The sequence below is a fragment of the Pseudomonas sp. B10(2017) genome (genome assembly GCF_002113295.1).
Taxonomy (GTDB): Bacteria; Pseudomonadota; Gammaproteobacteria; order Pseudomonadales; family Pseudomonadaceae; genus Aquipseudomonas; species Aquipseudomonas pudica.
Genome location: NZ_NEJU01000024.1, coordinates 65,647 through 85,736 on the forward strand (window position 1 = coordinate 65,647; position 20,090 = coordinate 85,736).

13 protein-coding genes are annotated in these 20,090 nt (G+C 62.0%); 5 read left to right on the plus strand and 8 right to left on the minus strand.

What is annotated here, in order from left to right:
- The 4 genes from CAF92_RS23195 to betI all read right to left on the minus strand — a co-directional run bounded on the left by CAF92_RS23195 (position 1) and on the right by betI (position 5,955).
- Positions 1–1,743, minus strand: a complete 1,743-nt coding sequence (locus CAF92_RS23195; protein ID WP_046613503.1) for a potassium/proton antiporter — start codon at positions 1,741–1,743, stop codon at positions 1–3.
- A gap of 267 nt (positions 1,744–2,010) precedes the next feature.
- Positions 2,011–3,708 carry a choline dehydrogenase gene (gene betA, locus CAF92_RS23200; protein ID WP_085602040.1) on the minus strand — a complete coding sequence of 566 codons (1,698 nt, stop codon included), beginning with the start codon at positions 3,706–3,708 and terminating at the stop codon, positions 2,011–2,013.
- Between the two features lie 78 nt (positions 3,709–3,786).
- Positions 3,787–5,259, minus strand: a complete 1,473-nt coding sequence (gene betB, locus CAF92_RS23205; protein ID WP_025340943.1) for a betaine-aldehyde dehydrogenase — start codon at positions 5,257–5,259, stop codon at positions 3,787–3,789.
- Between the two features lie 39 nt (positions 5,260–5,298).
- Complete coding sequence (gene betI / locus CAF92_RS23210) at positions 5,299–5,955, minus strand: transcriptional regulator BetI (RefSeq protein WP_085602041.1); 657 nt, start codon at positions 5,953–5,955, stop codon at positions 5,299–5,301.
- Positions 5,956–6,488: 533 nt separating this feature from the next.
- Between betI and CAF92_RS23215 the strand changes: the two genes are divergently transcribed.
- Together CAF92_RS23215 and CAF92_RS23220 are read left to right on the plus strand one after the other, a co-directional pair.
- Positions 6,489–8,435, plus strand: coding sequence for a BCCT family transporter (locus tag CAF92_RS23215; protein WP_223998156.1), 1,947 nt, complete (start codon positions 6,489–6,491; stop codon positions 8,433–8,435).
- Positions 8,436–8,555: 120 nt separating this feature from the next.
- On the plus strand, positions 8,556–13,202 hold the full coding sequence (locus tag CAF92_RS23220; RefSeq protein WP_085602042.1) for a dermonecrotic toxin domain-containing protein: 4,647 nt from the start codon (positions 8,556–8,558) through the stop codon (positions 13,200–13,202).
- On the opposite strand, the gene CAF92_RS23225 is transcribed toward CAF92_RS23220, so the two are convergent.
- The 4 genes from CAF92_RS23225 to gpmI all read right to left on the minus strand — a co-directional run bounded on the left by CAF92_RS23225 (position 13,186) and on the right by gpmI (position 18,431).
- Entirely contained in the window at positions 13,186–13,974 is a 789-nt protein-coding gene (locus CAF92_RS23225) for a divergent polysaccharide deacetylase family protein (RefSeq protein WP_085602043.1), read from the minus strand. The two genes, CAF92_RS23220 and CAF92_RS23225, sit on opposite strands and share 17 nt — an antisense overlap.
- 5 nt (positions 13,975–13,979) lie before the next feature.
- Positions 13,980–15,296, minus strand: a complete 1,317-nt coding sequence (locus tag CAF92_RS23230) for a S41 family peptidase (RefSeq protein WP_046613499.1) — start codon at positions 15,294–15,296, stop codon at positions 13,980–13,982.
- Between the two features lie 77 nt (positions 15,297–15,373).
- The gene (locus CAF92_RS23235; RefSeq protein ID WP_085602044.1) at positions 15,374–16,666 is read right to left on the minus strand and encodes a murein hydrolase activator EnvC; all 1,293 of its coding nucleotides are present in this window, start codon (positions 16,664–16,666) and stop codon (positions 15,374–15,376) included.
- Between the two features lie 229 nt (positions 16,667–16,895).
- Complete coding sequence (gene gpmI / locus CAF92_RS23240; protein WP_085602045.1) at positions 16,896–18,431, minus strand: 2,3-bisphosphoglycerate-independent phosphoglycerate mutase; 1,536 nt, start codon at positions 18,429–18,431, stop codon at positions 16,896–16,898.
- A gap of 206 nt (positions 18,432–18,637) precedes the next feature.
- Here gpmI and CAF92_RS23245 point away from each other — a divergent pair, with 206 nt between their 5' ends.
- Genes CAF92_RS23245 through secB form a run of 3 tightly spaced genes read left to right on the plus strand, consistent with a single transcriptional unit; the run spans position 18,638 to position 19,833 of the window.
- Positions 18,638–19,051 (plus strand): rhodanese-like domain-containing protein, encoded by a 414-nt coding sequence (locus CAF92_RS23245; RefSeq protein ID WP_003259887.1) that lies wholly within the window; start codon positions 18,638–18,640, stop codon positions 19,049–19,051.
- Between the two features lies 1 nt (position 19,052).
- The gene (gene grxC / locus CAF92_RS23250; protein ID WP_003249204.1) at positions 19,053–19,307 is read left to right on the plus strand and encodes a glutaredoxin 3; all 255 of its coding nucleotides are present in this window, start codon (positions 19,053–19,055) and stop codon (positions 19,305–19,307) included.
- 40 nt (positions 19,308–19,347) lie between these two features.
- A complete protein-coding gene (gene secB / locus CAF92_RS23255; RefSeq protein WP_013974581.1) occupies positions 19,348–19,833 on the plus strand; it encodes a protein-export chaperone SecB in 486 nt (161 codons plus the stop codon).
- The last annotated feature ends 257 nt before the right edge of the window (positions 19,834–20,090 follow it).

Consider the following 20,090-nt stretch of genomic DNA (forward strand, 5'->3'; position numbering starts at 1 on the left):
TTAGAGGAACAATCCTGGTCCGGGTCGCGTTCCTTCGGGGAATCTGACGCCTACTTTCTGGATCTTGTTCCCGTCCATGGTGGCCACGGTCCAGATCGTGCCATGCCATTCGACCTGGTCACCTACTACTGGAGCGCCTCCGACCTTCTGTCGGATGAACTGGGCCAGCGGCATTTTCGCGTCCAGGCCGTCGAGTTTCAGGCCGTACAACGCCGCTACAGCACCCAGTTCGGCATCGCCTTCGAGCACGAAGTCACCGAAGAAGCGCAGGTCCAGACCACGTTGTGGCGCCTGGCTGAACAGTTTGCCCAGGGCCGGCAGGTTGTGCTCGTGGCCGATCACGCAGAGCATGTCGCCTACTTCCAGTACCGTACTGCCGGACGGGTGCAGCAGTTGCTCGCCCCGGAACAGCGCGGCGATTCGCGTGCCTTCGGGCATTTTCAGCTCGCGCAGGGCGGCGCCGATGCACCATTTTTCGGCACCCAGGCGGTAGACGAACATTTCCCACTCGCTGGTGATGTGCACTTCCAGCGCGGAACGCGAGATTGGCGCCGGGTCTGGCGGTACTGTCACTTTCAGCAACTTGGCCATCCACGGCAGGCTGGTGCCTTGCACCAGCAGCGACACCAGCACGATGAAGAATGCCAGGTTGAAGAACAGCTGGGCGTCCGGCAGGCCGGCCATCAGCGGGAACACCGCGAGGATGATCGGTACCGCACCGCGCAGGCCGACCCAGGAAATGAAGGCCTTTTCACGGCCGTGGAAGGCCTTGAACGGCAACAGGCTGGCGACCACCGACAGCGGGCGCGCCACCAGGATCATCCACAGCGCCAGGCCCAGCGCCGGCAGGGCGATGGGCAGCAGGTCGTGGGGCGTGACCAGCAGCCCCAGCACCAGGAACATGCCGATCTGCGCCAGCCAGGCCATGCCGTCGAGCATGTGCAGGATGCCGTGGCGGCTGCGGATAGGCTTGTTGCCCAGCACCAGGCCGCACAGGTACACGGCAAGGAAGCCGCTGCCGTGCAGGGCGTTGGTTGCCGAGAAAACCACCAGGCCGCCGGCGATCACCAGGATGGGATACAGGCCGCCAGCCAGCTTGATGCGGTTGACCAGTTGCAGCATCAGCCAGCCGCCGCCCAGGCCGAGCAGCCCGCCTATGCCGAACTCGCGCAGCAAGTGGGTGAGCAGGCTCCAGTGCAGGCCGGTCTGGCCGCTGGCGATCATGTCGATAAGGGTGACGGTGAGGAACACCGCCATTGGGTCGTTGCTGCCCGACTCGATCTCCAGGGTGGCGGTGACCCGCTCGTTCAGGCCCTTGCCGCCGAGCAGCGAGAACACTGCCGCGGCGTCGGTGGAGCCGACGATGGCGCCGATCAGCAGGCCCTGGATCAGGCTCAGGTCGAACAGCCAGGCGGCGACCAGGCCGGTGAGGGCGGTGGTGATCATCACGCCGATGGTGGCCAGCGACAGCGCCGGCCACAGCGCCACGCGGAAGCTCGCCACCCGCGTGCGCAGGCCGCCGTCAAGCAGGATCACGGCCAGCGCCAGGTTGCCCACAAGGTAGGCGGTCGGGTAGTTGTTGAAGATGATGCCGCCACCATCGACCCCGGCGACCATGCCGACGGCGAGGATGATGACCAGAATAGGGATGCCCAGTCGCGACGACAGCGAACTGACCAGGATACTTGCGCCCACCAGCAATGCGCCGATCAGGAACAGGCTGTTGATGGTGCTTGCATCCAAAGGCAGGTACTCCGGGGACCGCAGGGGGGAGGGGACTTGATAGCATGACGCTAGCAGGTCGCGTGCCAAATGATTCTAACCTGATGAATTGGCAGGCTGTAAAGCGTTTCTGCAGATGAAAAAAAGGCACTGCGGTGGGTGCCTTTTCTGGTATTGCCGGGGCAGGCCCTTTCGCGGGTGAACCCCGCTCCCACACGCGCTGCACAGTTTCCAGACCTGTGCAAACCCTGTGGGAGCGGTTTAACCGCGAAGAGGCCGGTGCAGGATTTACGCCTGCTTGACCTCACGCATCGGCTTGCCCTTCACCGGTGCACCGTTGGCCACGTAGTACTTGGCGGTGCTGCGCGGCAGCGGCTTGCGGCCACGGATCTTGTCCGAGATTTTCTCGGCGATCATGATCGTGGTGGCGTTGAGGTTGCCGGTGATGATCAGCGGCATGATCGACGCATCGACCACGCGCAGGCCCTTCATGCCATGTACGCGTCCTTCACCGTCGACCACTGCCATGTCGTCGGTGCCCATCTTGCACGAGCAGGATGGGTGGAAGGCGGTTTCGGCGTGCTCGCGGATGAACTTGTCCAGCTCTTCATCGGTTTGCACGTGTGCGCCCGGGCTGATCTCACGGCCACGGTACGGGTCCAGTGCTGGCTGGGCCATGATTTCGCGGGTCAGGCGGATGCCGTCACGGAATTCCTGCCAGTCCTGCTCGGTGGACATGTAGTTGAACAGGATGCTCGGGTGTTGGCGCGGGTCTTTCGACTTGGCCTGGATGCGGCCACGCGCAGGCGAACGCATCGAACCCATGTGCGCCTGGAAGCCGTGTTCCTTCACGCCATTGGAGCCGTTGTAGTTGATGGCCACCGGCAGGAAGTGGTACTGGATGTTCGGCCACTTGAATTCAGGGCGGGTACGAATGAAACCACCGGCTTCGAACTGGTTGCTGGCGCCGATGCCGGTGCCGTTGAACATCCACTCGGCACCGATGGCTGGCTGGTTCCACCACAGCAGCGACGGGTACAGCGACACCGGCTGGGTGCAGGCGTACTGCAGGTACAGTTCCAGGTGGTCCTGCAGGTTCTCGCCAACGCCCGGCAGGTCGTGCACCACCGGGATGTCGAGGCTTTCCAGCAGGGCGCGCGGGCCAACACCGGAGCGCTGCAGCAACTGCGGTGAAGCGATTGCGCCAGAGCTGACGATCACTTCCTTGCGGGCACGGGCTTCAACGCGCTCTTCGCTGTCACCGACCAGGTAGGTCACACCGATGGCGCGCTTGCCGTCGAACAGTACGCGATCAGTCAGGGCGTGGGTGACGATGGTCAGGTTCGGGCGCTTCTTGGCCTGGTCCAGATAGCCACGGGCGGTGCTGGAACGACGGCCGTTCTTGGTCACCGTACGGTCCATCGGGCCGAAGCCTTCCTGCTGGTAGCCGTTGAGGTCTTCGGTGCGTGGGTAACCGGCCTGCACGCCGGCTTCGACCATGGCGTGGAACAGCGGGTTGTTGCCGGCTTTCGGCGTGGTCACGCTGACCGGGCCTTCGCCCCCGTGGTAGTCGTTCGGGCCGATGTCGCGGGTTTCAGCCTTGCGGAAGTACGGCAGGCAGTCCAGGTAGGTCCAGTCTTCCAGGCCTGGCAGTTCCGCCCAGCCGTCGAAGTCCATGGCGTTACCGCGGATGTAGCACATGCCGTTGATCAGCGACGAACCACCCAGGCCCTTGCCGCGGCCACACTCCATGCGGCGGCCGCCCATGTACGGCTCCGGGTCGGTCTCGTAGGCCCAGTTGTAGCGGCGGCCCTGCAGCGGGAAGGCCAGGGCGGCCGGCATCTGGGTACGGAAGTCGAAGCGGTAGTCGGGGCCACCGGCTTCCAGCAGCAGTACGGTGACGCCGGCGTCTTCGGTCAGACGGGTCGCCAGGGTGTTACCGGCCGAGCCGGCACCGACGATGATGTAATCGAATTCTTGGGACATGAAAGTACCCTCGTGTTGGCGGTGATCAGGGAGCGGGAACGCCCGTGCGCAGAGGCACGGGCGTGGCTGGACAGGGCCTTAGAAGACCGAGTTGTAGCCGCCCAGCTCGACCTGGACCGACTTGATGCGAGTGTATTGAGCCAGCGAGCTGACGCCGTTCTCACGGCCGACGCCCGACTGCTTGTAGCCACCGACCGGCATTTCGGCCGGCGATTCGCCCCATGCGTTGATCCAGCAGATACCGGCTTCCAGCTTGTGGATGATGCGGTGGGCGCGGGTGATGTCGTTGGTGCAGACACCGGCGGCCAGGCCGTATTCGGTGTCGTTGGCACGACGGATGACTTCTTCTTCGGTTTCGTAGGTGAGGATGCTCATCACCGGGCCAAAGATCTCTTCCTTGACGATGGTCATGTCGTCGGTGCAGTCGGTGAACACGGTCGGGGCCACAAACGCGCCCTTGGCGAAATCACCGGCGGTCAGTCGCTCGCCACCGCACAGCACACGGGCACCTTCTTCCTTGCCCTTGGCGATGTAGCCAAGCACGCTTTCCATGTGCTGGAAGCTGACCAGCGGGCCGAAGTTGGTGTTTTCGTCTTCCGGGTTGCCAGCGCGAATGCGGGCAACGCGCTCGACGATCTTGGCCTCGAAGGCAGCTTTCATTTCAGCCGGGATGAATACGCGGGTGCCGTTGGTGCACACCTGGCCCGAGCTGTAGAAGTTGGCCATCATGGCGATGTCGGCGGCCTTGTCCAGGTCGGCGTCGGCGCAGATGATCAGTGGCGACTTGCCGCCCAGTTCCATGGTGACTTCCTTGAGCGACGAGCTCGAGGCGCTGGCCATGACCTTCTTGCCGGTGGTGGTGCCGCCGGTGAAGGAGACTTTTTCGATGCGTGGGTGCTCGGTCAGCCAGGTGCCGACTTCGCGGCCGCTGCCGGTCAGGACGTTGAACACACCGTTCGGCAGGCCGGCTTCGGTGTAGATCTCGGCCAGTTTCAGGGTGGTCAGCGAGGTGACTTCCGACGGCTTGAAGATCATCGCGTTGCCGGCGGCCAGGGCCGGGGCGGATTTCCACAGGGCGATCTGGATCGGGTAGTTCCAGGCGCCGATACCGGCGGTCACGCCCAGCGGCTCGCGGCGGGTGTAGACGAAGGACGATTCACGCAGCGGGATCTGCTCGCCTTCGATGGCCGGAACCAGGCCAGCGTAGTACTCCAGCACGTCGGCGCCGGTGACGATGTCGACGTAGCGGGTTTCCGAGTACGACTTGCCGGTGTCCAGGGTTTCCAGCATGGCCAGCTCGTCGTTGCGCTCGCGCAGGATCTCGACGGCGCGGCGCAGGATGCGCGAACGCTGCATGGCGGTCATCGCGGCCCAGACTTTCTGGCCACGCTCGGCGCTTTCGACGGCCTTCTCGACGTCAGCCTCGGTGGCACGTTGCACGTGGGCGAGGACTTCGCCGGTAGCCGGGTTGATGGCTTCGAAGGTGGCATCGCTGCCAGCGTCGACGTAAGCGCCATCAATGTAGAGTTTTTGCGTTCCGAAACGGGCCATAGTGTCCTCGCAAGTGCAGTGTGTGGTTTGGCTTGCGCGTCACGCTCCTGCCGGGTTGGCAAAGGCCGTGCGCGGCTGTTCAGCGGCCTGGTCGTTTGTACCCAGGGTGTGCTGCTTAGCCAGTTGTAGATCCATGTATTCGTAAGCAATCCGTATCGCCTGGTCGGTGTCGAATGCATCTCCCGACAGGGCACCACGCAGCCACAAGCCGTCGATCAAGGCTGCCAGGCCGCGGGCTGCCTTGCGCGCATGGTAGAGCGGCAGGGCGCGGCGGAACTGGCAACACAGGTTGGAATACAAGCGGTGGTCGTTGATCCGCTGCAACCTGTGCAAATCGGGCTGGTGCATGCTGGAAGCCCAGAAGGCCAACCAGGTTTTCATCGCCGGGCCGTTCACCTGGCTGGCATCGAAGTTGCCCTCGATGATCACTTTCAGGTGGGCGCGCGGGCTGTCGTCCGTCAGGGCCTGGCGACGTGCTCTAACGCCTTCGTTGAGCATGTTCATGATGTAACCCATCGTCGCTGCGATCAGGCCGTTCTTGTCCCGAAAGTAGTGACTGATGATGCCGTTCGACACACCGGCCAAACGGGCAATCAGCGCAATGCTGGCGTCGCCCAGTCCGACCTGATCGACCGCCTGCAACGTGGCTTCGATCAACTGCTGGCGGCGGATGGGTTGCATACCGACCTTGGGCATCTTGCTATCTCCTCAGGCCTGCGAGCAGACGACGGGCGGCTGACTCGGCGAAGGCCAGTCTATTTTGTTTTGATTGAACGTTCAATCAATAAAGAATAAGCTCTGCGACAATTTGTGCCATTGACAGTTTTTCAGGCGGTCGAGAAGGCACGGATTGACACCCCAGGAAATCGCGTAACCCCCGGAATACAAGGCGTTGACGGGCATGAGCGATGCGAAATGCAGATTCTGCCGTGCGGTCATGGACCCTGCGGCGGGCCCTTGGAGCGGGCGGGGTGATCTGTGACGAATGCGCGCACCTCAGCGAAGGTGTGGCATTTGCAGCAGGCCACCTGTCTGTTTTTTTGCAACGTATCGATTCGGGATCACGGTTTCCAGGGTGCTTTTATAACACCTGATGCAGTGGGGATATTCCACCAATTGCTCGGGAAAGACTGATTAGCCTCCACAGCCGCACTGCCCGGAGCATTCGTGCAATGAGTTCTGCCTCACTTACCAACCCTCCGGCCGAGAGGGTACGGGTCAACCGCGTGGTGTTCTTCACCTCCGCGCTGATGATCCTCGTTCTGACTGCCTTGCTTATCGCTGTACCCGAAACCGCCGGCCAAGTGCTGGGCGTGGCCCAGAAATGGCTGACACGCACCTTCGGCTGGTACTACATGCTGGTAATCGGCGGTTACCTGCTGTTCGTCATCTACCTGGCCTTTTCCGACTACGGCAAGCTCAAGCTTGGTGGCAAGGATGACCAGCCCGACTTCAGCTATGGCGCTTGGGCCGGCATGCTGTTCTCCTCCGGTATCGGTATTTCGCTGCTGTACTTCGGCGCCTCCGAGCCACTGGACCACTACTTCAATCCACCGGAAGGCACTTCTGCCAGCCTCGACGCAGCGCGCCAGGGCCTGCAGCTGACCTTCCTGCACTGGGGCCTGCATGGCTGGGCGATCTACGCCCTGGTCGGCCTGGCCGTGGGTTACTTCGCCTACCGCCACAACCAGCCGCTGGCCCTGCGTTCGGCACTGTACCCGCTGGTGGGTGAGCGTTGGGTCAAGGGCGCTGCCGGCAATGCCGTGGACATCTTCGGCATGTTCGTCACCCTGCTGGGCCTGGTGACCAACCTGGGCATCGGCTCGATGCAGGTAGCCTCTGGCCTGGAATACCTGTTCGGCATGGACCACAGCAAGACCAACCTGCTGGTGGTGATCCTGGTCATGGCCGGTGTTGCTACCGTGGCGGCGGTCTCGGGTGTGGAAAACGGCATTCGCCGCCTGTCCAACCTGAACATCGTACTGTTCAGCGGCCTGTTGATCTTCGTCCTGCTGGGCGGCGAAACCCTGCACCTGCTCAACGGCTTCGTGCAGAACATCGGTGACTACCTCAACGGTATCGTGCTGAAAACCTTCGACCTTTATGTGTATGAAGGCGAAGCCGGCAAGTCCGAGCGCTGGCTGGGCCTGTGGACCGTGTTCTACTGGGCTTGGTGGATCTCCTGGGGCCCGTTCGTCGGCATGTTCATTGCCCGTATCTCCAAGGGCCGCACCGTGCGTCAACTGGTCAGCGGCGTGTTGCTGATCCCGCTGGGCTTCACCCTGGCCTGGCTGTCGATCTTCGGCAACACCGCGCTGGACCTGGTGATCAACCAGGGCGCCGTGGAGCTGGGTAAGACCGCCCTGGAACAGCCGTCGATGTCGATCTACCAGCTGCTGGAATACTTCCCGGCGGCCAAGATCGTGATCGGTGTAGCGGTGTTCGTCGGCTTCGTGCTGTTCCTCACACCGGCCGACTCCGGTGCGGTGATGATGGCCAACCTGTCGTGCAAAGGCGGCAAGGTCGACGAAGACGCCCCGCACTGGATGGTGGTGTTCTGGTCGGTGGTCATCACCCTGGTCACCATCGGCCTGCTGTTCGCCGGTAACTTCGAAGCCATGCAGACCATGGTTGTGCTCGCGGGCCTGCCGTTCTCGGTGGTGCTGGTGCTGTTCATGTTCGGCCTGTACAAGGCCATGAAACAGGACGTGGCGGTGGAGCAGGAGCGTGCCGAGTTGGCCGCCCGTGGCCGTCGTGGCTTCAGCGAGCGCCTGACCCAGCTGGAACTGCAGCCGACCCAGGCCGTGGTGCAGCGTTTCATGGACAAGCAGGTCAGCCCGGCGCTGAAAGAAGCCGCCGCGCAGTTGCAGACCCTGGGCTTCGAGGTGGAAACCCGGGTTGGCCAGTCGCGCAACATGATGGGCCTGCGGGTGATGATGGAAGAGGGCAACCCGTTCGTCTATGAAGTGAGCCTGGACGGCTACCTGGCCGCGCCGAGCGAAGCACCGGTGGAAGGCGAGCCGGAAGTGCGCCAGCGCTTCTATCGTGCCGAGGTGTACCTGCACGATGGCAGCCAGGAGTACGACCTGATGGGCTTTGCGCCAGAGCAGATCGTGCGTGATGTACTGGACCAGTTCGAAAGCCACCGCCAGTTGCTGGGGCGTGTGTACAGCTGATTCTTGAGCGATGAGGAGGCCCTGCAAGACGCAGGGCCTTTTTCATTGGCAAGCAATAATTAGCCCGGGTGTCGGACAAGTTTGCTGCAGCCTGCCGGTTTTCTTCCGGAGGCATGCTTCATGAAACGTTCCGCTATTCCCACATTCGATTTTCAGTACGCCGCAGCCAGTCAGTTCAGTGATCGGCCGACATTGCGGCAGGTGGCCAGCGAGAAACTGTGGACCTTGCTGCTGGGGAAGCTGCCCTGGCTTGCCTTTGTGAAGCCGGCGCTGTCCAACGCCGACCCTCTCATGCTGGATAGTCCCGATCCCGAGACGCCCTACTGGACCACGCAACCGCTGGTCGACCGTGTGCTCCAGGCATTGCTCGAAGCACAGCCACTGGACATCGAGCCTCTCGGTGAGCGGCATCATAATCTTGCACTGACCTCCTCATACCGTTTTCCTGGCTCGGACAGCGCTTTCGACACCCGCCAACTGAGTGGCATGTCCGATGCGCTCGACGAGCTGGTGAAGCAGTTGCCACGGTTTTTCTGCGAGGCACAGCTCAAATACTGGAATGCCAAGGGCAGTGCAGGGGTGAGCCGTGACCAGTGGCTGCAACTGCTGCTCAGGACTGCCCTCTTGCGTGGCCTGCCTCTGCAGGGACTGGATGCTCAGGAGCAGGCCTGCATCCGCGGATTGATCCGCGGTGGTGCTGCCCAGCCATCGGTCTATTTCGTGAAAGCCAGCCTGACCTGTGGGTCGATTCAATACGATCAGATGCTCAGTCACCTGCTGGTCACTGGCGATTACGATGACAGGCAGGTTGTGCTCTGGTGCGCTCCGTCCGGTATTACGCGCAGCTTCGCTTCCTTGGCTGATTTCGGCGAAGCGCTGCGTAACGAACTGGCGCGCCACTACAGCTTCCAAAGCCTGTCGTGGACGCGTCAGCCGGTCGAGGGCAACGTCTTTGCCCATCAGGTTTCACTGTTGCTTGAGTCGATGTTCAGGGCTTTCGACTTGATGCGTTTCAGTGGCTTGTCCGATGTGGCGGCAATGGAGAAGCGTTTTGCCGACCTGAGCGACCCGGCGGCCTGGTTCGTACGCTACGAGGACGACACACCAGCAACCATGGCCCCGCCAGGGCTCAGAGCCAGTGCTCCGCAGGACAGCTTTGCCTGTCGCGCCGCGTTGTTGCAGCTCGCCCTTGACCAACTGGATGCCGGGGGTGTTTCGGTGCTGGACGGCATACAGTCATTGACGGCATATACCGCACAGCAACTGGGCGAACAGATAAGAAAGGAACATGGGGACGAGACTTCTCCAGATCACTTGCTCCTCGACCTGTACATCGCCCGGGGTGTGCCTGGAGGCGCCGCGACAGGTGCCGGCGGTGGCGAGCCGCTGGCGTTCGTGGGCACCAGGTCGCTTACCGAATTCGCTATCGGCAACCTTGCTTCGCTCAAGGGCGCATACATCAAACAGGTCCGTCATAAGGAGGGCATCACTCCCCCGAACTGGCTGGATGCCGATGCAGCGAAGCGACTGGTCACCCAGGTAGACATTGGTGGCCGTTACCCGGCCTATGTTGCCGAACAGTTCGATGACAAGAACATGCGTGCCGAACGCGTCGTGCGTTTGGCCAGGGAGTGGCGAAGCAGGTTTCTTTCCAGTGCCCTTTCGGCCAGGCTCGACGCGAAAGTTTCCGAGGTGGGGCTGCAGTGCGTGGTCGATTTCTGCGCAGGTCATCAGGACCCCTCGGTTCCGCGCATGTCCCTGATCCCCTTGGCTTTCAGGCGCAGCCGCCAATCGCGCAAGAAAGACGCTGTGCGCGGCATGTACTTGCTGTTCTGCGCCGAGCCGGCAAAGGTTCTGCTGTACCGCCCGCTGTATCCACAGGACACGGTCCGCGAGTACGCAAACCTTGAGGCCTTGCTTGCACATATCCGAGAGTCGGATCTATTGCAGGGTAGCATTCTTGACTGGATTGATCCGACCGTGCGCGACATATATGCGGACGGTGGGTTCGCCGAACCACACATCGTGAGTATTGGTGTCGACCCTTATGCGCTACCAACCAAGCCGGAGCCGGCGATGCTCGACCTGGAACTGTGGCGCAACGACGTTGATGAAAAAATCTACCAGGCCAATCGAGACCTGCTTGTCGAGCTGGCGGGCCTGGAATCGGTATCTGTTGCCGAGAGCCGCTGGCAACTCTTGTGCGAAGGCGCCTGGCTGTTGTTCGATGTGGTGACCCAGGCGATACGCGGTCCGGTAGCTTCGGTGGCCTGGCTCGTGCAATTTCTGGTTTCGTTGCAACACGACCTGACCGCATTGGAGCAGGGGGGAGAGTTCGATCGATCCGCCGCAGTGGCCGACATGTTGCTCAACCTTGGGATGGCGCTGCTTCATGCCCATCAACCGAAGCTGGAGACAGTGCCCGCAAGGCTGTTGCCGGAGGTTTCACTGTTCGAAGGGCCTGACCGGCAAAACGGCGCGTTTACCGAGTTTGCTATCGAGGTGCGCGAAGCGCCGGAAGGCAAACTGGGCGAGCTGGGCAGTCAGGTGCTGGATTTTTCCTGGCGTGGCCAGCATGGGTTCAACTGGCTGCCCATGCAACAGCGGCAGAGGTTGCAAACCATGCGCTCCAGCGTCTCGGTCAATGGGCTGAGGCCCTTGTCAGCGGGTGATGGTGAAGGCCTGTACCAGATCGATGGAAGCTACTACGCGGCCATGGCGGGTGACCTGTATGGCGTGGAGTTGCTGGCTGATGGAGTTCGGGTGGCCGATGCGACTGGCGCCTACGGGCCTTGGCTGACATTTGTCGATGGGGCTTGGCGGTTGGATACGAAACTGCGCCTGGCAGGAGGGGCTCCAAGCCCCAAGACATCGGTATCACTACGATTCAAGAAACTGTACGACCGCGTCGGCCAGCTGGATGTGGAAATCCCGAATTTGAAGTTGACGGTTCATGCAGCCACCCAGCAGATGATGGCTTTGCACCAGAGCCTTGGCAAAATAGATGCGTTGAAGCTAAAGGCGCAGGAGGAAGTGAGTTCGGCCCCGGCAGGTACCGATACGACAGCGCTCCGGTCACTGACTGCGCGGTATGAACAGCGAGCGATGGAAGCGCGGGAAAGCATCGCCCAGCAGCGTGAGCAAATCGTTTCGCTGCTTGAAGAGGCCATCGGCAAGGAAGACGAAAAGCTGAAGCTGTTGATCACGATGGCAGAACCCAAATATGCCACGCAACGCCAAAAGGATGGGTTGGATGAGCCTGTCGCGACGCATGAAGAGAATGCTCGCATAGAGCTGATTCGCGATTGCGAGTTCGTTTACAACGAGCTGTGGAACCTGACGGACTACCCGCAACTTGCGGCTCTGCAACGGGCTATCGATAGGAAACCATTGGCAGAGGTCGGTGACCAATATGCTGCGTTTCGTATCAAGCTGGAGCGTGTGGCGCAGTACCAGGACCGCATGCTTGCGATTCGAGTGCTCCTGGACAATTTGCTGGCCGAGTCGCCGGTTGAGCTGGCCATACCTTCCAACCCCCCTGGCGACCATCGCACGGTGGGGCATTTGATCGACGAAAGAGCCTTCTCGACTGTGCAGATGCGCTTCCATCAAGTGCAGAACCTGGCTGACCTGTCCTTGCATCTCGATGCTACCGGCGACCTTCTGACAGTCGCCCGCTACCGGGACGAACTGGTCAGCATGGCCTTGCGCAATGCTGCAGAGGCTCATGGGGAGCTTGATTTCGCCAATCTGTCGGCAGATGACCGCATCGTGATCCTGCAAGAGGCTTGGGATGAGTACTCTGCCGCGCTGCTCAATAGTGCCCGCATTCTCCGCGAAGGTGGCGACCTGATCGAGCCTGAAATGCTCGAGCGGTATCGCAACCATGTAGAACAACTGAAGGAAGATGCGGGGCAGCGGCTGGTTGTCGCTATCTCGGAGCAGGAGGGAAGAAGGCTCGCGCCAAAGCGCACGCCCTACAAGGTGTCTACCGAAGAGCAGCGAGTGGTGCGCAACCTTGCTGGGCAGTTGATGATCGGGGTTGAAAGGACGATAGGCGAAAACCAGATTGTGGAAGTGCGCGAGACCTTCAGTGAAGAAGTTCTGGCCATTTTCGATCTGGTGGATGGGGAATGGCGACAGCGTGAAAGCAAGCGCCCTTCATTGGTGGACGAAGCTACTCCAACAGACCTGCCCATGTGGGTACAGGCGTTGTTGGACGAGAGCGATTCCGTGCGGGAGCAGGCCAAGGACTATCTCGAGCACGACATCAAAGGGGCGTTGCTCAAGCAGTTGTTCGATCAGCATCTGGAAAAGCTGAATCAGGCGCTCAATGTGGTGCGCAATGCCGGAGGAAACGACAAACTGGTCAGGGCGCTGGAACTGGATCTGGACAAGTTGGGGGCGGAGAAGAAACTGCAATTGACCACGCTCTATACTGACACCAAGTATCCGTCGGCCGAAGGCTTGCAGTATCTCCACGAAGAGCGCCTGATACAGGTCGAATATCTGGAGCGGCGCACCATGCAGGATGGCAGCGCTTTTGACGAATACCGGATCGTGCGCCTACCGAGCAAGCGTAACCTTTGGGCTGCGCACTTCCATTTCAGCTCGCCAGACGCTTTTGCAGAGGACTTCACTGTGGGCCACCTCAAGACCTGGAGCCAGCGTCGTTTGAGTAGCCAGGTCGCTGCAGCCTCGGGCCAGCGGGTGCACAGGGGAAGACTTACGCTGGCCGAGGCCCGAGGAATCATTCCTTTCCGTTGAGCCGGCCAACGGGGGTAGTGGGGTGGTGCCTGACATGTGCAGGCATCGTCTGATTGCCCCGCTCGGCAATCATCTGTTCCAGGCCGATCAGTTCTACGCCCTGGCGCTTCAGCCGGGGCAGTTCGCGTTCGAGCACTTCGAGGGTTTGCGGATAAGGGTGGCCGATCAGCACGGCTGAGCCTTGCTTGCGAGCCAGTTCGACCCCGAGCTGTAATTCGCTGCCGATGGCCTCGACCGTACGTACGTTGTCCAGAAAGACATCGCGGGATACCTGTGCCAGGCCCTGAGCCTGAGCCTGGAATGCAGCTACCGTGGCAGCGCTGGTACGGCTGTCGACAAAGAACAGGTGCCTGCGTTGCAGGTCGGCCATCAGCATCGCCGTTGCTTCGGGTTCGGCGGTCATGCGGCTGCCCATGTGGTTGTTGATGCCGACCACGCACGGCACCTTCGCCAGGGCGGCGTCCAGGCGCCGGGCCAGCTCCGGCAGAGGTGTGCCGGGGTGCCAGGCGTAAGGGCCGGTAGCCGGGTCCATGGGCATGTGCAGGATCACCGTCTTGCCGGCCTTGTGTGCCTGACGGGCGAACGTGGTGGCATGCGGGGTGTCGGGCATGATCGCCATGGTCACTGGGCCGGGCAGGGCCAAGGTACGGCTGTCGCGCTCGCTGCTCTGGCCCAGGTCGTCGATGATGATGCTCATGTAGGCCTTGCCGGCCGGCGCCGCTTGCGCGACCCCGGCCATAAGGCAGAACAGCAGACAAAGCAGATACCGCATGGGGATCACTTGCCGGAGGTGATGTTCAACCCTTTGAGCAGGCTCAGTGCCTGGCTCAACTGGAAGTCGTCATCCTGCGGGCGCTCCTTGCGCTTGCCGCTGCCGGTCGGGCGATCGGCACCGCCGTTGCCGTTGCCCAGGTGGCCCTGCAGGTCGGCTTCCTTGAAGTTGTCGGTGTCGGCTTCGGCGGTGAGCTTGGCCGGGCGCACTTCGATGTCGGGTACGATGCCCTGGGCCTGGATCGAGCGGCCGTTGGGGGTGAAGTACAGCGCGGTGGTGAGCTTCAGCGCACGGTCGTTGGCCAATGGCAGCACGGTCTGCACCGAGCCCTTGCCGAAGCTGTCGGTGCCCATCAGCACGGCGCGCTTCTGGTCTTGCAGGGCGCCGGCGACAATTTCCGAGGCCGAGGCACTGCCGCCGTTGATCAGCACCACCAGTGGCACGCCGTCGCTGGCATCGGCCGGGTCGGCCGAGAAGCGCAGTTCGGAATTGGCAATGCGGCCCTTGGTGTAGACGATCAGGCCCTTGGTCAGGAAGTGGTCGGCCACTTCCACCGCCGACTGCAGCACGCCGCCCGGGTTGTTGCGCAAGTCCAGCACCACGCCGCGCAGCTTCTTGCCGTTATCCTTGCGCAGCTTGGCCAGGGCCTTGCCTACTTCGTCGCCGGTCTTGACCTGGAACTGGGTGATTCGGATGTAGCCGTAGTCGTTCTCCAGCAGCTGGCTCTTCACGCTCTTGACCTGGATGACCGCGCGGGCCAGGGTCACGTCGAAGGGGGTGCCGCCGTCGCGCACGAGGGTCAGGGTGATTTTCTCGCCGACCTTGCCGCGCATCTTGTCCACCGCCTCGGTCATGGTCTGGCCACGAGTCGGGGCGCCGTTGATCTTGACGATCAGGTCGCCGGCCTGCACGCCGGCACGCGAGGCCGGGGTGTCGTCGATCGGCGAGACCACCTTGATGAAGCCGTCTTCCTGGCCTACTTCGATGCCCAGCCCGCCGAATTCGCCGCTGGTGCTTTCCTGTAGTTCCTGGAAGTCCTCGGGGCCGAGATAGGCCGAGTGCGGGTCGAGGTTGCTGAGCATGCCCTTGATGGCATTTTCCAGCAGGGTCTTGTCGTCCACCGGCTCCACGTAGGCCGCCTTGATGCGGTCCATGACCTCGGCGAAGGTGCGCAGCTCTTCAAGCGGCAGTGGTGCCTTGGCGGTCACCTCGGTGGCCGGTACTGCGGCCGGCTTGGCCGGCTCCGCGGCAGTGGCCAGGGGCGCGCCGACCGCCAGGGCGATGGACAGGGCCAGCTGGGTGAGACGAGGCGAGTGCAGCATGTCGAACTAACTCCTGATCCTGTAAGCGCTCCCTTGGGAGCATCGGTGCAGCCTGTGGCTACCCCGTGGAAATTTGACTAGCCCCGGCACCACTGCGAAGGGTCGGTAGGCCGGCCCTGCTGGCGGATGGCGAAGTACAAGCCGGCAGCGTCCTGGCCGCCGCTGTCGCCAACGGTGGAAATGGCCTCGCCGGCCTTGACGATATCACCGGCGCTCTTGAGCAGGCTCTGGTTATGGCCGTACAGGCTCAGGTAACCGTTGCCATGGTCGAGAATGACCAGAAGCCCGGCACCGCGCAACCAGTCGGCGAACACCACGCGCCCGCCGTGCACGGCACGTACCTGGGTGCCCGGGTTGGCGCTGATCATCACCCCGTCCCACTTGGCACGGGCATCGCTGCCGCGGGCATCACCGAAACGTGCCAGCAATCGACCATTGACTGGCCATGGAAGTTTTCCCCGTGCGGCAGAAAATGCGCCGCCGTAGCTCGCCCCGTCGCTGGAAACCATCGGGCCCAGGGTTGTACGGGCCTTTTTCGGTGGCTCCACCGGCTCGCGGGCGGCAGCGGCGGCCAGGGCTTCCTGCTGGCGGCGTTTTTCCGCTTCCTGCTGGGCCAGTAAGGCCTTCTTGCGCGCTTCTTCGGCCTCGCGGGCCTGGCGGGCGAGGGTTTCTTCGATGGTCTTGAGAACTTTGGACAGGTCGGCCTGATCCTGTTCACGCGATTGCAGCTTCTGGTCGCGGTCCTTCATGTCGCTGTTGAGCTTGGCCAGAACCTGCTGGCGCTTGCCGCGCTCGGTTTCCAGGGCCTGGCGGCGGCTGTCGAGGTCGGCGCGCTGGGCCAGCAGCTGTTGCTGCTGGGTAGCGATTTCCTGTTCGACGTTGGCCAGTTGGCGCAGGGTCTCGTTGAAGGTGCGCAGTTGCTCCAGGCGCGCCTTGCTCAGGTAGTCGTAGTAGGTCAGGGTGCGGGCGAACTTCTCGGGGTTCTGCTGGTTGAGCAGAAGCTTGAGGTATTCCTCGCGGCCATTCTGGTAGGCCGAACGGGCCTGGATGGCGATCAGTCGCTGTTGTTCAACGCGGGCGCTCTGGAGTTTTTTTTTCTCGGTATCAAGGCGCTCCAGCTCGCCCTCGGTCTTTTTTAGTTCTTGCTGCAGGGCCTCCACCTGCTTTTCGAGGTTGCCGATATCGGTCTCGGTGGCTTTGAGGTCCTTTTGCACGCCGGCCTTTTCTTCCTGGAGCTTGCTCAGCGTCTTCTTGAGCTCGGCAATGTCCTGGCGGGTGGCGTCCAGTTGCTGCTGGGTCTGCGCACGCTCATCGGCAAAGGCCGGGCTGAGCAGGCAAGACAGGGCTAGGAGGATCAGGGCGCGAAGCATGGGGTTTGGCGTACCAAGGATGGAGACTGGCCTAGTATGCCCGCGCGGGCGGGCAAAAAAAACGCCTCGCTGCGGGTGCAGAGGGGCGTTTGTCTGGAATTCATGTGTTATCGGGGCTGCCGTGCAGTCAATTCGCAGCACAAGGCTGCACCTGCAGGCATTGCGCGAGCCCTTTGTAGGAGCAGCCTTGTGCTGCGAATGGGCCGTAGAGCGGCCCCGATACACAGAATCAGGCGTCGACCAGGATGGAGGTGCCGGTCATTTCCACCGGCTTTTCCAGCCCCAGCAGCTTCAGCATTGTCGGCGCCACATCGGCCAGCACGCCGCCGTCACGCACTTTGACGTTGCGTTTGCCGACATAGATGAACGGCACCGGCTCGGTAGTGTGCGCAGTGTGCGCCTGGCCGGTGCACTCGTCTTCCATCTGCTCGACATTGCCGTGGTCGGCGGTGATCAGCGCTTCGCCACCGACCTTGTCCAGCGCCTCGACAATGCGCCCGACGCAGCCATCCAGGGCCTCGACGGCCTTCACCGCAGCTTCGAACACGCCGGTATGGCCGACCATGTCGCCGTTGGCGTAGTTGACCACGATCACGTCATAACGCTGCTGCTCGATGGCCTCGACGATGCGGTCGGTAACTTCCGGTGCGCTCATTTCCGGCTGCAGGTCGTACGTGGCGACCTTCGGCGACGGGATCAGGATGCGCTCTTCGCCTTCGAACGGCTCTTCGCGGCCACCAGAGAAGAAGAAGGTGACGTGGGCGTACTTCTCGGTCTCGGCGATGCGCAGCTGGGTCTTGCCGTTTTTCGCCAGGTACTCGCCCAGCACGTTGTTCAGGCTGGCCGGGGCGAAGGCGGCAGGTGCCGGGATTTTCGCCGAGTACTGGGTCAGGCCGATGTAGGCGGCCAGTTTTGGCAGGCGGGCACGCGGGAATTCGTTGAAGTCGGCTTCGACGAACACGCGCGACAGTTCGCGGGCGCGGTCGGCGCGGAAGTTCATGAAGATTACCGCGTCGCCATCTTCGACCCTGACTGCTTCACCGATGCGCGTGGCCTTGACGAACTCGTCGCTCTCGTCGCGGGCGTAGGCTGCTTCCAGGCCGGCCAGTGCGGTGTCGGCAGTGTATTCGGCAGCACTGTCGACGATCAGGTTGTAGGCGGCGCTGACGCGGTCCCAGCGGTTGTCTCGGTCCATGGCGTAGTAGCGGCCGATCAGGCTGGCGATGCGGCCCTTGCCCAGTTTGGCGAAGGTGGTGTCGAGCAGTTCGATGGACGACTGCGCGCTGCGTGGCGGAGTGTCGCGGCCGTCGAGGAAGGCGTGCAGGTAGATTTTCTGCGCACCGCGCTGCGCGGCCAGTTCGGCCATGGCCACCAGGTGGTCCTGGTGGCTGTGTACGCCGCCATCGGACAGCAGACCGAGGATATGCACGGCCTTGCCAGCACTGGCTGCCTTGTCCACGGCGCCGGTCAGTACCGGGTTTTCGAAGAACTCGCCGTCGCGGATGGCCTTGGTCACCCGGGTGAAATCCTGGTACACCACGCGGCCGGCGCCGAGGTTCATGTGACCGACTTCGGAGTTGCCCATCTGCCCGTCCGGCAGGCCGACATCCATGCCCGAGCCGGAAATGAGGCCATGCGGCTGGCTGGCGCGCAGGCGGTCATAGACCGGTGTGTTGGCGGCATAGATGGCGTTGTATTCGGGGCTTTCGCTGTGGCCGAAGCCATCCAGGATGATCAGGACCAGGGGTTTGGGCGTACTCGTCATCAATCAAACTCACGGTTGTTCAAAGATGATAAAGACACGCATTTTAGGGCAAATGCGCCACTGGCGGCGAATATTCGTCCTGTTCCCTGACCAGCGTGGCCAATGTGGCAACATGAAGGTACCTTTCCGGCCGGCCCGTCGGGCTTTGGTGGCAATAAGGGGCTGTGTATACTGGCCGGCATTTTCAATCGCGTGGAACACCCCAGATGGTTGCTAACCTGATTCAATTTGCGACAAACCACTACATCCTGGTGGCGATCTTCGTTGTTTTGCTGGTCGCATTGCTGGTCAACGAAATCCGTCGTGGTGGCCAGAGCCTGAGCAACGGCCAGCTGACTGCTCTGGTCAACGCCGAGAAAGCCCTGGTCATCGATATCCGCCCGACCAAGGAATACTCCGCCGGTCACATCGTCGGTGCGGTGAACATCCCGCAGGACAAGCTGGTCAACCGCATGAGCGAGCTGGACAAGCACAAAGAGAAGACCCTGATCGTCGTCGACTCGATGGGCCAGCAGTCCGGCACCATCTGCCGCGAATTGCTCAAGGCTGGTTACAACGCCGCCAAGCTGAGCGGTGGCGTTTCCAGCTGGAAAGCCGATAACCTCCCCCTGGTGAAGTGATATGAAGCCCGTCATCGTCTATTCCAGCGACTACTGCCCCTACTGCATGCGCGCCAAGTACCTGCTCGAGAGCAAGGGCGTGGCCTTCGAGGAAATCAAGGTCGACGGCAAGCCACAGGTTCGTGCCGAAATGAGCCAGAAGGCCGGTCGTACATCGGTGCCGCAGATCTGGATCGGCAGCACTCACGTCGGTGGATGCGATGACCTTTATGCCCTGGAGCGCGCCGGCAAGCTCGACGCGCTGCTGGCGGCCTGAATTTGCACTGCATTCAAAAACATTAGGATAAGGATCTGCCATGACTGACCAACAGACCAACGGCGCTGCTGCAGAAGACAACAGCCCTCAGTTCTCCATGCAGCGCATCTATGTGCGCGATCTGTCGTTCGAGGCCCCGAAAAGCCCGCAGATCTTCCGTCAGACCTGGGAACCGAGCGTTGCCCTGGATCTGAACACCAAGCAGAAAGCCCTGGAAGGCGACTTCCACGAGGTGGTGCTGACCCTGTCGGTTACCGTCAAGAACGGTGACGAAGTGGCCTTCATCGCTGAAGTGCAGCAGGCTGGTATCTTCCTGATCAAGAACCTGGATGCGGCTTCGATGAGCCACACCCTGGGTGCGTTCTGCCCGAATATCCTGTTCCCGTACGCCCGCGAGACCCTGGACAGCCTGGTGACCCGCGGTTCGTTCCCGGCCCTGATGCTGTCGCCGGTCAACTTCGACGCCCTGTACGCGCAGGAAATGCAGCGCATGCAGGAAGCTGGCGAAGCGCCGACTGTGCAGTAATAGCTGCGTTTGAAAAAGGGCGACTTCGGTCGCCTTTTTTTGTTGGCCTGTTCCCGCCCTATCGCCGGCAAGCCGGCTCCCACAGTTACTGACAGGTTTCAAGGCCGGTGCGGTCCCTGTGGGAGCAACTGTCTTGCTCAATTTCTAAAAGCTGGCGTGATCCCTGTGGGAGCGGGCTTGCCCGCGAACACGGGCGAAGCCCGTGCCATCCATCGCGGTGTCTTCTTCGCGGGTAACCCGCTCCCACAGGGATCACG